Annotated in this window: 16 protein-coding genes; 8 read left to right on the top strand and 8 right to left on the bottom strand. The window is 60.4% G+C overall.

All coding sequences use genetic code 11. From position 1 onward, the window contains the following. Positions 1-72 precede the first annotated feature (72 nt). The 7 genes from mcrC (at position 73) to MHAR_RS02715 (ending at position 5,145) form a co-directional block, all read left to right on the top strand. The gene (gene mcrC, locus MHAR_RS02740) at positions 73-804 is read left to right on the top strand and encodes a methyl-coenzyme M reductase I operon protein C (RefSeq protein WP_014586097.1); all 732 of its coding nucleotides are present in this window, start codon (positions 73-75) and stop codon (positions 802-804) included. Positions 805-821: 17 nt separating this feature from the next. Then, positions 822-1,556, top strand: a complete 735-nt coding sequence (locus MHAR_RS02735) for a RibD family protein (RefSeq protein ID WP_187287843.1) — start codon at positions 822-824, stop codon at positions 1,554-1,556. 72 nt (positions 1,557-1,628) lie between these two features. After that, on the top strand, positions 1,629-2,846 hold the full coding sequence (locus tag MHAR_RS02730) for a cofactor-independent phosphoglycerate mutase (protein WP_014586095.1): 1,218 nt from the start codon (positions 1,629-1,631) through the stop codon (positions 2,844-2,846). A gap of 30 nt (positions 2,847-2,876) precedes the next feature. After that, positions 2,877-3,980, top strand: a complete 1,104-nt coding sequence (locus tag MHAR_RS13190) for a hypothetical protein (protein ID WP_014586094.1) — start codon at positions 2,877-2,879, stop codon at positions 3,978-3,980. A 288-nt stretch (positions 3,981-4,268) separates the two neighbouring features. Continuing rightward, positions 4,269-4,520, top strand: a complete 252-nt coding sequence (locus MHAR_RS02725) for a UPF0175 family protein (RefSeq protein WP_048144288.1) — start codon at positions 4,269-4,271, stop codon at positions 4,518-4,520. A gap of 143 nt (positions 4,521-4,663) precedes the next feature. Further along, positions 4,664-4,855, top strand: coding sequence for a hypothetical protein (locus MHAR_RS02720; RefSeq protein ID WP_014586092.1), 192 nt, complete (start codon positions 4,664-4,666; stop codon positions 4,853-4,855). Further along, positions 4,852-5,145: a type II toxin-antitoxin system RelE family toxin gene (locus MHAR_RS02715; protein ID WP_014586091.1), complete on the top strand. Its 294-nt coding sequence runs from the start codon at positions 4,852-4,854 to the stop codon at positions 5,143-5,145. The genes MHAR_RS02720 and MHAR_RS02715 overlap by 4 nt, the downstream gene beginning before the upstream one ends. Positions 5,146-5,452: 307 nt before the next feature. Here MHAR_RS02715 and MHAR_RS12790 read toward each other — a convergent pair whose 3' ends face one another. From MHAR_RS12790 to MHAR_RS02700, 3 genes are all read right to left on the bottom strand, one after another. Next, the gene (locus MHAR_RS12790; protein ID WP_014586090.1) at positions 5,453-6,844 is read right to left on the bottom strand and encodes a fasciclin domain-containing protein; all 1,392 of its coding nucleotides are present in this window, start codon (positions 6,842-6,844) and stop codon (positions 5,453-5,455) included. Between the two features lie 262 nt (positions 6,845-7,106). Continuing rightward, positions 7,107-8,405, bottom strand: coding sequence for an ATP-dependent DNA ligase (locus MHAR_RS02705; RefSeq protein WP_014586089.1), 1,299 nt, complete (start codon positions 8,403-8,405; stop codon positions 7,107-7,109). A gap of 6 nt (positions 8,406-8,411) precedes the next feature. Continuing rightward, positions 8,412-8,711 carry a winged helix-turn-helix transcriptional regulator gene (locus MHAR_RS02700; RefSeq protein ID WP_187287842.1) on the bottom strand — a complete coding sequence of 100 codons (300 nt, stop codon included), beginning with the start codon at positions 8,709-8,711 and terminating at the stop codon, positions 8,412-8,414. A gap of 459 nt (positions 8,712-9,170) precedes the next feature. On the opposite strand from MHAR_RS02700, the gene MHAR_RS02695 reads away from it, so the two are divergent. Further along, on the top strand, positions 9,171-9,491 hold the full coding sequence (locus MHAR_RS02695) for a DUF1699 family protein (RefSeq protein ID WP_014586087.1): 321 nt from the start codon (positions 9,171-9,173) through the stop codon (positions 9,489-9,491). A gap of 75 nt (positions 9,492-9,566) precedes the next feature. Here MHAR_RS02695 and ftsZ read toward each other — a convergent pair whose 3' ends face one another. From ftsZ to MHAR_RS02665, 5 genes are all read right to left on the bottom strand, one after another. Beyond that, positions 9,567-10,742 carry a cell division protein FtsZ gene (gene ftsZ, locus MHAR_RS02690; protein WP_014586086.1) on the bottom strand — a complete coding sequence of 392 codons (1,176 nt, stop codon included), beginning with the start codon at positions 10,740-10,742 and terminating at the stop codon, positions 9,567-9,569. Positions 10,743-11,016: 274 nt separating this feature from the next. Continuing rightward, on the bottom strand, positions 11,017-11,997 hold the full coding sequence (locus MHAR_RS02680; protein WP_014586085.1) for a hypothetical protein: 981 nt from the start codon (positions 11,995-11,997) through the stop codon (positions 11,017-11,019). Between the two features lie 147 nt (positions 11,998-12,144). After that, on the bottom strand, positions 12,145-12,906 hold the full coding sequence (locus tag MHAR_RS02675) for an SIMPL domain-containing protein (protein ID WP_081472245.1): 762 nt from the start codon (positions 12,904-12,906) through the stop codon (positions 12,145-12,147). 111 nt (positions 12,907-13,017) lie between these two features. Beyond that, on the bottom strand, positions 13,018-13,476 hold the full coding sequence (locus MHAR_RS02670) for a hypothetical protein (RefSeq protein ID WP_143763245.1): 459 nt from the start codon (positions 13,474-13,476) through the stop codon (positions 13,018-13,020). A gap of 120 nt (positions 13,477-13,596) precedes the next feature. Further along, positions 13,597-14,067 carry a DUF2240 family protein gene (locus tag MHAR_RS02665; RefSeq protein WP_143763244.1) on the bottom strand — a complete coding sequence of 157 codons (471 nt, stop codon included), beginning with the start codon at positions 14,065-14,067 and terminating at the stop codon, positions 13,597-13,599. Between the last annotated feature and the right edge of the window lie 99 nt (positions 14,068-14,166).

Genomic DNA, 14,166 nt, shown 5'->3' with positions numbered 1-14,166 from the left:
AGGCTTAAAGGCCTCGCCCGAGGAAAAACGGCGAGCAAAGGCTAATATGCGTTAGCCTCCGAATAAATTCCCATGATCGGCAGGACGACCCAGGTTGTGGATTGCCGAGAGAGCATGGGGCTTGCCAAGGGCGGCGGCCTGGCCCAGCGCGGAACCCTCTCCGAGGCCTCCAGACCAGACGTGATCGCCATCGCCATGTCCCCGGGGCGGAGGCACATAACCAAGCCCGTCTGCGAGATCACCTACGGTCTGCGGCGGGAGGGGGTCCAGACGAGCGTCCTCGTCCTGGAGGCGGGGGCGGGGGTTCCCGACAGCTTCCCATCCGCCTCCAAGGGGTTCGGCCCCACCTTCGGCCTCTCCCCCAAGGAGATCGAGCAGATCGAGAGGCACAAGATCGCCGTCATTCACCTCGGGAATATCAGGTCTCACGTCGTCTACAAGGCGAAGGAGGTCCTGGCCCTGGCGGAGGTCCCGGCGGTGATCGTATGCCAGAGCCCCGTCGACTTCGAGGACTTCGCGAAGGTGGGGGTGAAGACGAGGCTGGTGATGCCCCCGAGGAACAAGGTCGAGACCCTGGGGACCGTCGTCGAGATCGTCTACGGCGTCACCCGGGGCGCCACGTGCCAGAGGGCGAAGCTGAACCAGCTAGCAAAGGTCCTCAACCACCACCTAGCCCGGATGGAGAGAGAGGAGAGGAAGAGGAGGGAGGAGGAGGAGATGCCCGAGGCGGAGAGGAAGGCGAGGGCGAAGAAGAAGGCGGAAGAGGCGAAGGCGGAAGGCGGGATGAGCACCTTCTTCGTATGAGGGGAGGGTTTCAGAGGGTGAAAGCTGCGACGCTGCCGAGGGTCACGATATACAACCTCGCGAGCCTTGATGGCCGGGTGGACAGGGTCGCAGACTCGCCGGAGGCGATGCTCCTCTACTACGAGCTATCGTACCACTGGAAGGCTGACGCCATCCTCGCGGGGAGCGAGACTATCTTCGTTCTGGGAGGGCACGAGGAGGAAGAGATGGCGAAGGAGGAGCCCCCTCCACCCCGGAAGGAGCCGCCTCCGGGGACGGAAGGCCTGATCTATGAGCCTCGGCCGCTGCTCGTCGTCCCCGACAGCCGGGGGCGGATCCACAACTGGAGGCTCCTACAGCAGGAGCCGTGGTGGCGGAAGATTGTGGTCCTCTGCTCAAAGGCGACGCCACCATCCTACCTGGATTATCTGGGAAAGAGGCACCTGGAATACTTCATAGTCGGCGAAGATCATGTCGACCTCCGGCAGGCCCTCGAAGAGCTGAAGGCCCGGTACGGCGCGAGGTCGGTGCGGACGGACTGTGGAGGAAGGCTGAATGGCGTCCTCCTCCGGGCGGGCCTGGTCGACGAAGTGAGCGTCCTCATCAGCCCCACCCTGGTGGGGGGGCGGAGAGGGACGAGCCTCTTCGAAGAAGGTGAGATAGAATCCGGCGGTGAGTTCGTCCATCTCAGGTTGACCCATATGGAGAGGGTGAGGGGCGGCTTCGTATGGCTCCGTTATGAAGTGGCAGGGCGAGAGGCTGCGCCTGAATAGAACGCTATAGTCCAAGGACGGGAGACGCGCTAGGCGAGAGGCTCAGAGGGCCGGAGAATTTGGGAGAGCAGGATGAAGCTTGTTATATTGCTGGGAGACGGGATGGCGGACCATCCCATCGAGGCGCTGGAGGGAAAGACGCCTCTGGAGGCGGCAGAGACCCCCAATATGGACAGGATAGCCCGAGAAGGGCGAGGCGGCCTTGCTAGAAACGTCCCGCCGCGGATGCCGCCGGGAAGCGACGTCGCAAACCTCTCGGTGATGGGCTACGACCCGAGGAGGTACTACACCGGCCGAGCCCCCCTGGAAGCGGCGGCGATGGGCGTCTCTCTCGGTCCAGAAGATGTCGCCTTCCGGTGCAACCTGGTCAACGTCGACCTCGATCGTGGGGTCATGGTCGACTACAGCGCGGGCCACATCTCCTCGGAGGAGGGGCGCGAGCTGATCGCCGCCCTCCAGAAGAGCGATCCAAAAGCGAGGCTCTATCCTGGCGTAAGCTACCGAAACCTCCTCGTCCGGGGCGGCGACGAAGGCCTCCAGGCGGTCTGCACCCCGCCCCACGACATCTCCGGCCAGCCGATCGATGGATACCTGCCGAAGGGAGAGGGAGCAGCCGCCTTGCGCGAGATGATGCTGGCGTCGGTCCCGATCCTCGCTGAACACCCGGTCAACCTCCGCCGCGCGCGAGAGGGAAAGCGGACCGCCAACATGATCTGGCTCTGGGGGCAGGGGAAGGCCCCCTCCATGCCGAAGTTCCGCGAGCTGTGGGGCGTAGAGGGCGCCGTCATCTCCGCCGTCGACCTCCTCAAGGGGATGGGGGTCTACGCGGGCCTCGAGGTAATCAACGTCCCCGGAGCCACCGGCGTCCTCGACACCAACTACGAGGGGAAGGTCGCCGCCTGCCTCGAGGCCCTCGACCGGGTGGACTTCGTCTACCTCCATGTCGAGGCCCCCGACGAGATGAGCCACGATGGCAAGCTCGAAGAGAAGATCGAGGCGATCCAGCGCTTCGACGAGCGGGTCGTCGGCCTCGTCCTCGCCGGCCTCGAACGATCGGGGCACCAGTGGCGCGTCGCCGTCCTGCCCGACCACCCCACCCCCATCGCCCTTCGGACCCACACCGCCGAGCCCGTCCCCTTCGCCATGATCGGCTCGGGGATCGAGGCCGACGGGATGGAGGCGTTTTCCGAGCGGGAGGGGGCCCGGGGCGGGTGCGGCACGATCGACGGGTGGCGGCTGATGGGGATGATGGTGGAGAGGGCAGGAATAGGATCCGCTGGCAGCTCATAATAGATTGTAGCTTCTTAAGAGGGTTGCACCTTGGTTAGCCTGGAAGAATTAGAGAAACTTTTTGAGGACGGTTATCGGGTTGTGACGTCCTATCCTATACTGAATCATACCCCACAGGAAATCCATGGATTCATTTCATTCTTTAAGACTGAACTATCTTTACAAGAAGCACTTCATCCATCAAACAGAAATAAAAACGTAGTAGTCTTGAGCCATATACCCACAGGGCACCAAGTAGAAGTACTTACTTCAGATCAGGCTATACTCAATCGAATAAACAAGCGGATCGAATATCAAAATGAGCCAATTGGTATGGCTATTCGTGCACAATGTCTCGCTCTAGGTGGTAGATCCACTTATGGAGGGGTTTCCCACTTAGATCGTTTAGTTGAGAGCTTGGATGGTCTTTGGGGTTGGGAGTTTAAGTTGGGAGACGCTGTTGGAGCATTTAACGTTTTCATTAAGCTGGACCAAACTGATAGGGAATATGGGGAATTGGTTCGAGAAAAGTTACTACTTTTATTGGATTGCCTTGCAATAATACAAAATGTTGGTTTTTATATTAAACAATTTAGCTGCACATTTAGACCTCGAATTGGATTATATTGCTTTGCTGGAATGCGGGAAGAAATGCTTCGTCCAGTAACGCCAGAAGAAATTAATAATATCGAGGCAATTCTTTCGTTTGATAAAGAAAGGCTAGCCGCCCGAGGCCTAAACCAATCTTACCTAGAAAACTGCATGCCAAGCCGACTTTCGATGCTTTGGGCAGCTACTGAACACGTGTTTCGCAGTAAGTCTGAGCCTCTTCTCACAAAGGATGAGATTAATCAAATTCTCGAATCAGCTAAGAATGTTGAAAGTCTCAAAAATGATCCTGATCGTCTAGATAAGCTCAAAAATGCGATTTCCGATCCAGGTCGAGTATTCCTTAAGGGTCGGAACAGGATCATGGCCGAAAATATGGCTCGTATAATGAATATCAGTGAAGAAAGTGCATACTCGAAGGTGAGTAAAGCTTCAAAACTGCGTGGAAAAAATGTACATCAACTTTCAGATGATTGGGACGCCCTAAGAGAAGCTGAGAAGTTTTTGCAAGAAGCACTATTGAGTTATTTAAAAAGACGAAAATGATGCCTAAGGCAGACGATTCTATATTTAATATATAAATATCTAGAAAGTGGGCCAAAGTAATCCATTATCATTTCATCGTCTTTGACTGCAGGCAACCGGAGACGTGAGATACATCCTGCACGACCACGAGCCGCTCGATGCCGTCCGCCTTCGCCCAGGCGGTGCGAACCTTGCGCTCCCTCCGGCTGGACGGCTCCGCCCCCACGAGCCTCGCCCGGCTGAAATCCGATAAGAATCATCGTATGAAAAATAAGTTATGCCATGAAAATAATCGTATTATGGTGAAATATGGCCGCTCGAAGAATTACGATCGACGTGCCCGAAAAGGTGCTCTTATCCGAGAAGACCGACGAGAAGGCCTTCGGGCGCGAGCTGCGGATTTTGGCCTCAGTCAAGCTCTATGAGCTAGGTCGGCTCTCCTCAGGACGAGCCGCGGAGCTTGCCGGTATGCCGCGATTCGAGTTTCTGCTGACCCTCGAACGCTACAAGGCGTTTCCCCTCGAAGCCGAGCTGCGAGACCTGGAGAACGCCACTCCTTAAAGACCCATCATTTTCTAGAATCCACCTACTTCGTGGCGCTCTGAAATCGCCCGGATGGAGCTAGCCTCCGGAATTTCGCGCCGCCCCGGCCGCTCGCCCTCTACCCACAACCTATAAGCCCTTACAGCCCTTACAGCATTTACATGGGCGAAGCGGCCGATAAGAGGATACCGGTGACCAGGGAGGTCTGGGAGGATCTATCAGACCTCAAGAGGCCGGGAGAGACCTTCGCGGGCCTTCTGGCGGAGATGATCGAGCACGAGAAGAAGCGGCGGCTCTTCCTGGATATGGAGAGGATCGAGAGGGAGGGGAACTTCGTGGAGCTTCGATTTTGACCTACCAGCTGCTGATCGAAGAGAAGGCCCTTGAGTTCCTCCGATCGCTGCCTGAGAAGAGCAGGCGGCTTGTAGCAGATCGGTGTCTGGCTCTCTCCGACGATCCCTTCCCTGGAGGCGAAAGGGGCGACCGGAAGGCGCTCCATCTCGCTGGCCATAAGAAGCTATATCGCCTCCATGTGGGAAGGTCCTATACCGTCTTCTATCGGATATATGAAGACGAGAAGGTCGTTTCGATCCTTGCCATCACCACCATTGAGAAGGCGCACAAGATGTACGGGCGGCTCTGAATTCGGCATCTTCTCTGGACGGAACCCACCTACATCCCGACGCTCTGAGATCGACTGGAGGGAGCCAGGCCTACGGGTTCTCGCCGCCCGGTCATCCACGGTATCGGTCCCTTCTCCGCCGCATTCCCTCAGGCGGCATTACCCTCCGGCCCTCCGGGCGGGAGGCATCGCCGGCACGGGCTTCGACCGGCTGAGTCGGATAGGATTGTCCTACGAAAATTAAATCAAAAACGGATTTCGGGAGAGGGCCGGGAGCTAGACATTCGGGTCGCTCCCAGCCCTGCCCCGCCACTCTACTTCTGCTATCTCAAGTTACCACGGGAGGGACCTCCGCGGGAGGCTCCTCCACCTCTGCCGGAGGCATTTCTACGGGAGGAACTTCCTCAGGAGGCACCTCCGCCTCAGCGGGTGGCATCAAGACTGCGTCTATTATGTGGACGACTCCGTTGCTGCAGACCACGTCCGTCTGGACGATCCTGGCGCCATTGACAAAGGCCCCCTCGTCAGTGACCTCGATGGTGAGGCTAGAGCCTTCGAGGGTCTCAATGGAGGTCATGTTCACGACATCCGCGGCCATCAGAGCGCCATCAGCTACGTGGTAGGTGAGGATCTCGGTCAGAGCATCGGTGTCGTTGAGGTCGATCTCACCCAACAGTCCGAAGGCTTCATCCGTGGGGGCGAAGACCGTGAAGGGCCCCTCGCCTGCAAGGAAGTCTGCAAGACCTGCCGCCTCCACCGCGGTGACGAGGTCGTTCAGATTGCCAGCCCCGACTGCCGTCTCGACGATGTTCAGGAGGGCGGGCTCAGTCTCAGCGACGACCGGCTCCTCGACATCCTCGGCCTCAGTATCATTGACAACCGGAACCTCGACATCCTCGGCCTCGGTATCATTGACAACTGGAACCTCGACATCCTCAGCCTCGGTATCAGCGACGACCGGAACCTCGACATCCTCGGCCTCGGTATCAGCGACGATCGGAACCTCGACATCCTCGGCCTCGGTATCAGCGACAACCGGAACCTCGACATCCTCGGCCTCGGTATCAGCGACAACCGGAACCTCGACATCCTCGGCCTCGGTATCATTGACGACCGGAACCTCGACGTCCTCGGCCTCGGTATCATTGACGACCGGAACCTCGACATCCTCGGCCTCGGTATCAGCGACGACCGGAACCTCGACATCCTCGGCCTCGGTATCAGCGACGACCGGAACCTCGACTTTGGGCGCGACGGTCGGCGCCACTATTGGACAGGATCCGGTACTGGCCGCAGGAACTCCCATCCCTATGGAGTAGGCCTGGAGGGCTCCCGATGCTACGCTGTACTGGTAGGGTCTCCCCGAACTGATCGAGTAGGCCTGGAGGCCGCTGGACCCCGATGTGTACTGATACGGGCTCCCGGAACCGATCGAGTAGGCCTGGAGGCCGCTGGACTCCGATGTGTACTGATACGGGCTCCCGGAACCGATCGAGTAGGCCTGGAGGCCGCTGGACCCCGATGTGTACTGATACGGGCTCCCGGAACCGATCGAGTAGGCCTGGAGGCCCTTTGATCCTATCGAGTACTGGTAGGGCGTTCCCGATCCTATGGTGTAAGATGGAGTTGCTGAGCTGCAGATGGTATATGCCATCACTGGCGATAACGTGATGGCGGCCACCAGCAGCGCCGCCGAAACCGCCAAGAATCCTCTATTCATCTAATCCTTCCTCCGATACCTCTCTAAACTTATTCACATACTGAGCTTAAATATTCTCCCCTCTGACAAGAACCGCCCTGCTGACCGGCTCTCAAGGAACTGAGTATTCTTCACATATAAAGACTTTCGTGGCCGTATTACGTCAGAAAACGCTTCCGCAGACTTCTATTTTGAACTTGGGGAGATCTTCGGCGAGGAGGGTCGGGACCGCCCCGGAAGGACGACGACCGCACCCCGCATTCCGCCGGCGAGGGGCCGCAATTTAACGGTGGGGCTCCTGATCCTGGGAGGAGGAGTTTCCTTCCGCCGGGAACCGAGATACCTCCGCGTCCCCGGAACTCATCTCGCCGGGGATGTACAATCCGTCAAGATCGCGGATCCATGCCCCACCAAACCCCCGATCCAGAGACCGTCGGAGGAACTCCTCCGCCCTCTGGCCATCTCCAATCACCTCCTCCTCCGCCAGGAATATCCTGGACGATAAGGGCCTTCCTTCCACCCCCTTTAGAGCCTTGGCCAGGAGACCCCTCCTCTCCTCATAGCCTCTCTGGAGGAGATCCCCGCCGTTCAGGTAGAGAAGATCCGACGCCGCGAGAGACGGCATCGCCCCGCCCCGGGACCTCCCCCGGAGGTTGATCCTTCCCACCGTCTCCGACCTCGGGGATATCCTTCCCCCTCGGACCAGGATCAACTCCCCCTCCATCACGAACTCTCCTCCGGCCATCGCCACCTCCTCCGCCAGATCGCGAAGGGGCCGGGTGACATTTCGAAGCTGGCTGGTATAGATGTACACCCGGTCGTTGAACTTGTGGACCTGGACCCTCAGACCCCCATACCTGACGACGTAGGCCCTCGGACCTCCCCCCGCCATCAACTCCCGGGGGTCCTTCACCCGTCGGAACGACATCATCCTCGCGGGATTAGAAGGTGCGAGCCTCATATCGTATATGTCCCCCTGGCGGGCGTTGAGGGCCACCATCCCGAGATCCGGAAGGTAGGAGTACGCCCTCTTCACCAGGGAATAATCGACGTCGAAGGCCTTCCCTATCGCAGCCGAGATCAGCGAGGGGCCCAGCCCCGCCGTCGTCCTCCCCAGGACAGCCCTGGCCAGGTACTTCGCCTCCAGGGGGGATGCGGCTAGAAGGAGGCCCTTGAGGATGGCTCTTCTCCGGGATAAGGAGCCCGGTCCCCTCTGGGCCGAGATCTGGCGGAGAGATTCATAGACGTGCAGAGAGTCCATCGTCGACGGCGCGAGGGTCCTCTGAGACCGGCCTCGGACCATCCTCTCCGCCCGATCCCCGGGGTCAGCCGCCCTCTCCTCGGAGGAGGGGACCCGGCCGGAGATCTCTTCGAGGACCGCATCCAGGGTCTCGGGGCCGATCCCAAGCTCCCGGGGCTCCCAGGGGGGCCAGGGCCGGCCCGAGATGAGCCTGACGGTGGGGCGGAGCATCTCGGCGGGGAGAGGCTTGATAAGAGCCGCCAACCTTTCAGCCTTGGCCCCTCGCCGTTCCTCTCTGGAGACCGCCTCCAGAGCCCTTGCGATCTCTAGGTAAGGGAGCATCGGAAGCTACCGCTCGAGCTTTATCTCCTTGAGACCCCGGACCGTCTCCTGCAGGCCGTCGATGGCGATGTCCAGATCTCGGAGGAAGGCCTCCGTCCGCTCCGTGGTGACGGCCCCTGGCGCGGAGGCGGCGATGAGCCCCTCCTGCTCCAAGACCCGGAGGGAGTAGCGGACCTTGTGGCTGGGGATCCCCGTCTCTTCGGCCAGCTTGAGGATGCCGATCGGCTCATTCTCCATGACGTGTTTCAGGATTATAAGGTGCCTTTTTAGCATCTCAAGCTCTCGCTTCACCTTATCAGTCACCATATTCTCACATCCAGCGTCAGCCACCATAACAATATTTATTAAGCAATCGCTATACCTTATAACCCCATCGATTGACATGGTGCATGTTATCATTTGCGGCCAGGACGGAAGCTCTCCGATGGTTCCGCTCCGAGGAGGGGGCTACCCATCCGAGAAGCCTCCGAGGGTCATCTTTGTCGAAGACTGCCCCGCGGGGCGTCGCGATCCGTACCGACCTCATATCGTCTTATTTTTTTGTCTACGAGATGGAGGGCAGCCAGCCTGCGCCAAGGGGGATCCATCATGCCAAGCTGTAGCATGCCCTTCAGCTCAGTGAGGGGTCTATCCCCAGTTATTTTTAATCAACAGATTCAAATACGATAGGACCATTGCTAGTATTGTAAAATCAGAAAGAGTTGGCCAGCGTATGGAGCTTCCACCCTTGGGCTTTCTGATGGAGATCTTCGCGGTGATCTGAATATGATGCGGATCTTGAACTCGGAGTTCGACCTGGCGCGGCTTTTACCCTCCGACGAGGAGCTGGCAATCGCCTTCGTCCCCACAAACCGGGAAATCTACAGAATGCTCCAGGCCTGTCATAAGCTCAAGACCGTTTACATTCACCCTGACACCTTCAAAGAGTTCCCCTGTGTCGGCCAGACCCTCCTTTATATGCAGAAGGTGGAGCTGGTGGTGGACGGAGACGTCCCGAAGGTCCTATCCGCCGGGGGAGGGGAGGCAAGCAAGAATCAGGACGCAACCCCACCCCATCCTCTCGCCCCCGTCATGGCGGGCCGCTGACCCGGGCGGTTCGCTTCTGCGGGCGACGGCATTGGCCCTGGGATCCTTTTCGTCGAGGTGCCCGAGCATTTGGCCTCAGATATCGGCCCTCCTTCTCCGGAGGAAGTCTATCCCGTGCTTGGAGACGATCCGCCCCTCCTTTGAGTCCTCTCTTCCCAGGATCTGAGGAGACGATACACCGGTGACCACCAACATCGTCCTGATGCCGTTTTCGAGGTTCGGGTCGATCTGAGCCCCCCAGATGATCCTCGCCTCCGGGTTGATCCTCTCGTAGACCTCTTCCACCACCGTCTCGGCGTCGGAGATCGTCATGTTGGGGCCGCCGACGACGTTGACCAGGGCCGACGTCGCCCCCGAGATGTCCACGTCCAGGAGGGGGCTTCTGAGGGCCTTTATCACCGAGTCCTTGCTCTTCATCTCCCCTTGGGCCTCTCCGAGGCCGATCATGGCCACCCCACCGTTGGACATGATCGTCCTGACGTCGGCGAAGTCCAGATTTATCAGCCCCGGCCTGGTGATCAGCTCGGTGATCCCCTTGACCGAACGCATCAATACCTCGTCTGCCACCTTGAAGGCGGCCTGGAGGGGTAGGTCGGGGACGACCTCCAGGAGCCGGTCGTTGGGGACGACGATGACGGTGTCTGAGACATCGCGGAGCCGCTTCAGCCCCACGTCGGCATTGGCCATCCTTATCGCCCCCTCCGCGGCGAAGGGGAGGGTCACCACCGATATGGTGAGGGCTCCCATCTCCCTCGCCACCTCCGCCACCACGGGAGCGGCTCCGGTTCCGGTCCCGCCGCCGAGGCCACAGGTGATGAAGACCATATCCGCCCCCTCCACCGCCGCCCTGATCTCGTCGATGCTCTCCCTCGCCGCCTCCTCCCCGATGGAGGGGAGGCTCCCCGCCCCCAGCCCCCGGGTAGTCCTCCGGCCGATGAGGACTCTCCGGTCCGCGCTTATGTGAAGAAGGTGCTGGGCGTCGGTGTTCATGGCGAAGAGCTCGGCCCCCTCGATCCCGGTCTCGGCGAGCCGCTCGATGGTGTTGGACCCGCCCCCGCCGCAGCCGACTACCCGAATGACCGTCGTGAGCTGCTCCAGAACCGCCGCCAGATCGTCGTCGTTCTCCTTGGCCCTAGTCCGAACTCTCCGATCTTCGAGATCGTCGTCGTTCTCCATGGCCCCCGGCGGAGCTGTTCGGCCCTCGAGCTCAGCTCGGTTAAGAGCCTCATCTATAATCGACTTCAAGTCCATCACCTGGGCTTCTCCATCCTTGATTTAGACGCGTATTGGTATATGGATTTTTTCATAGTAAGCTCGAAATAGCTCTCTCTCGCCCCAGATCCCCTCCCCGATCCGTCCATCCCCGAAGATGGGATCCCAAAAGAGACCAAAAGTTCCCGCGGAGGGCGGCATCTCCGAGAGCCTCCGACCTGATCCCGGGGAGCAGATCCTCTCCCCGGGTCCGACGGGCTCCACGGCCATCCCGTCTGGCGGGTCCGCCCTTCAACGGTAATATCAAGAGCGGTCATCCCCTCCTCCGGCTTTCGTTCAGGGCGGTCGCCGCTGCTCCGAACCCCAGGCCGATGGAGATCAGCTCCATCAAGGATCCAGCGTAGGGTATCAGGAAGAGGAGGCTCAGAACCAGGTAGCCGATGACGAAGGCTGAAAGGTCGGCGAGATCCCGGTTCAGGGCCGAGACGATCCACCTCCCCAGGCTGAAGGAGACGAACAGGTTGGCCGCGAGGAGGGCGGCCGCCGCGAGGGCCAGGAGGAGGAGGGCCAGGGGGATCCCCACGACGGAGAGGGCCGAGACTATCACGAGGATCGTCGCCGCCACCATCAGCCCGAGGCCGAGGAGGGCCCTGGCCGCCGGAGATCGCCTCACCTCCCCATCGACGGCGGAGAACACCCCCGGAAATAGCCGGAGGGAGACGAGGCCGACGATCAGAAAGCCGAGGATCATCAGGAGGCTGAAGGTAGAGATGAGGGTCCGGGGGCCCTCCGCCCCCTCCTCCTCGACGATCCGGAACTTCAGATCCCCAACGTCGCCGGTGTTGACGAAGTTCGCCGCGCTGACCCAGAGGGTCCCCGCCACGTTACCGCCATTTTGGACTTCGGTCCCGGTGAGGGCGGCGTCCATCCCGATATTCGAGGTGGGAAGGACCTTGACGGTGCCGCCTGCCATAACCACGTTCCTCTCGACGTCGCCCCGGAGGTTTATGGTCCCCCCTGCAGCCAGGATCTTTCCGCCCACGTCGGAGTTTATATCGACCGTCCCCCCGGCGACGAGGAGGTCGCCTCTTATCGGGGCGTCAATGAGGACGTCGCCTCCGACGATGACGGCGCTGTCGACGGGGGCCAGGACTTTGACGGTGCTGGCGCCGGCGAAGATGTCGTCGGCCACGGGGGAGTCGATGACTACGGGGTCGCCGCTAAAAAACTCCAGAGCATGAGCCGGAGCCGACGAGACTATGGACGCCAGGAGGATAATGGTAAGCCATCTCATTTCATCACAGTTCCCTGATGGATTTTGTAGAATAAGTAAATTATGTTTCAGAAGTACCTGAGCAGCAGAGATTCGGCCCTGCGGAATTTAATAAAAATAAATAATAGAAAGCCTCCGCGGTGGATGGGGATGATCCGCGACGCCCCATCACGGAGAGACCCGATAAGTGACGAAGACCTGAGATATGACCTCCATCATCCCCGGCTCTGCGGAAGAGGCCGTCTCGAAGGGATCGACAGCAACGGGCCACGAGAGGTCGAAGAGGTCCGTCATCCTCATCCCCAGGGGGTCGAAGGCGTAAGAGGGCTCCCGGATCAGAGGGCTCGACCTCTCGAAGATCTCTAGCCTCTCTCCGAGTTTGAGCCCCGCGGCGGAGGCGAGAGCCCCGGCCTCCGCCTCGGCGTTCTGGATCGCCTTCTCCCTAGCCTCGGCGATGGCGGCTCTTCTGTCCACCAGGGCGTAACCGGCGATGCCGGCCTCGGCGCCCTCGGACCTGGCCACCTCAAAGCTCCTGTTGATGAGAGCCTCCTCACGGGCATCGAACCTGATCGTCACCTCCTCTCTGACCAGGTTCACCGCCCCGTCGGAGACGACGACGCAGGTCGAGTTGTTGCACACCCTGCTCGCAGTCTGGATCGTGGAGACGGATCGGCCCCGGCCGGCGGTGAAGGCCCCCTCATCGACGCCAGCCTCTATGAGGGCCTCTATAGTACGGTTCAGCGCCTCGGAACTCTCCGACGAGGCGACGGTGAGGTTCTCATCCTGGACCGTCGCGGTGATAGATACGTAGACGACGTCGGCCGGCACGAGAACGACCCCTTCACCGACGACGGTCAGCGTCGGAGCCTCCCCGGCTGCCCCCAAAAGGGTGATAGCGGATAGAGACAATAAAATTGCCAAAGCCTTCATGGCATTCCCCCAGATCGCATCGTCGTATGAGATAATAAAGGGAACGGTCGGCTCTGAGGAGGCCTCGATCGAGAGCGAATCCCCTTGACCCCGGACGGATCGGCCCCACCCCTACGGGCAGCCGATCCACTCCGCCTCCGAGAGGTTGGTGGGGCCCTTCGATCCGAGCTTTATCGTCATATCGATGGAGAATACCCCCACCAGGTCCGTCGCCCTCCGGCCGTACTCGGCGGGGCGGCCATGGCCGCCGCCCCGGAGGCCGCGTGAGGCCCACCCGATATGGGCGCCGCCGAGGCCTCCGCCGTAGACCCCCCACCCCTCCGTGGAGGCTGGGGCGGACCGCCTCAGATCCGATCCCCCGCCTCCACCCCCTGGGAGGTGGCTGCTGGCCTCTTCCCCCGCCGAATCGGTCAGGTTCCTCCAGGATCCTGGGGGGTTGAGGGAAAAGCCCGTCCCCGGGGACCAGTCTATGACCACAGCCCCGTCCTCGATCCTGAAGAGCCCGCTCGACGGCTCGCCTCCGTCGGTGGCCGCCCCCGCAGGTAATAAGGCAGAAAGGAGGATGCACAAGGCTCCCTGGGACCAAAGCGAGATCGATATCAAGATAGATCTCCCCGGCGATCTGGGGCGCTCTGAGGATAAAGCCCTTCCGAAGACGCGAGGGCTGATGATCTCCCACGCCACTAAGGCCTACCGCGCCCCTTCTTCGATCAGGTTGCGGTAGGCCTCCCCGGCCAGGTCCGTCACCTCCGCCCCCACCTCCTTCGCCACCAGGAGGGCGACGGCGTCCAGGTTCACGAGGCCCATCAGGGAATCCTGCCTCTCGTTGACCATGGATATCACCTCCTTCCTCCCCATCCCTGTGGTGGAGACGACCAGCCGGAGGGCCTTCTCGAAGAGGTCCTCCTCCTTCTGGGGTTTGAACCCGACGGGGACCTCGGCCTGGCTATCGTCGAAGGCGGCGTGGACGTAATCCCCCTCGATCCGGACGAGCCCTTCATCCGCCGCCTCCTGGAGGAGGGCCCTCACCTTCTCGGGGGGGCCCCATTTCAGGTCCAGAGATAGGGCGAATACGAAGTCGCTGATCTTCAGGCTCCTCTTGTCCCTCTTCTTGAAGGGGGTGGCCACCAGATACGCCCTTTCCTTATCCAAAGGCCTCACCGCAACCCCAGGCCGCTTTCGCCATGGGAGTCCCTCTCATCCGCTCCAGAAATAGATGTCGATCATCCATGGGTCCGGGTGGTCTGAGGCGAAAGATGG

The sequence above is a fragment of the Methanothrix harundinacea 6Ac genome (genome assembly GCF_000235565.1).
GTDB lineage: Archaea > Halobacteriota > Methanosarcinia > Methanotrichales > Methanotrichaceae > Methanocrinis > Methanocrinis harundinaceus.
Note: the sequence above shows the minus strand (reverse complement) of the source record. Positions and strands in the feature narration are given on the sequence as shown.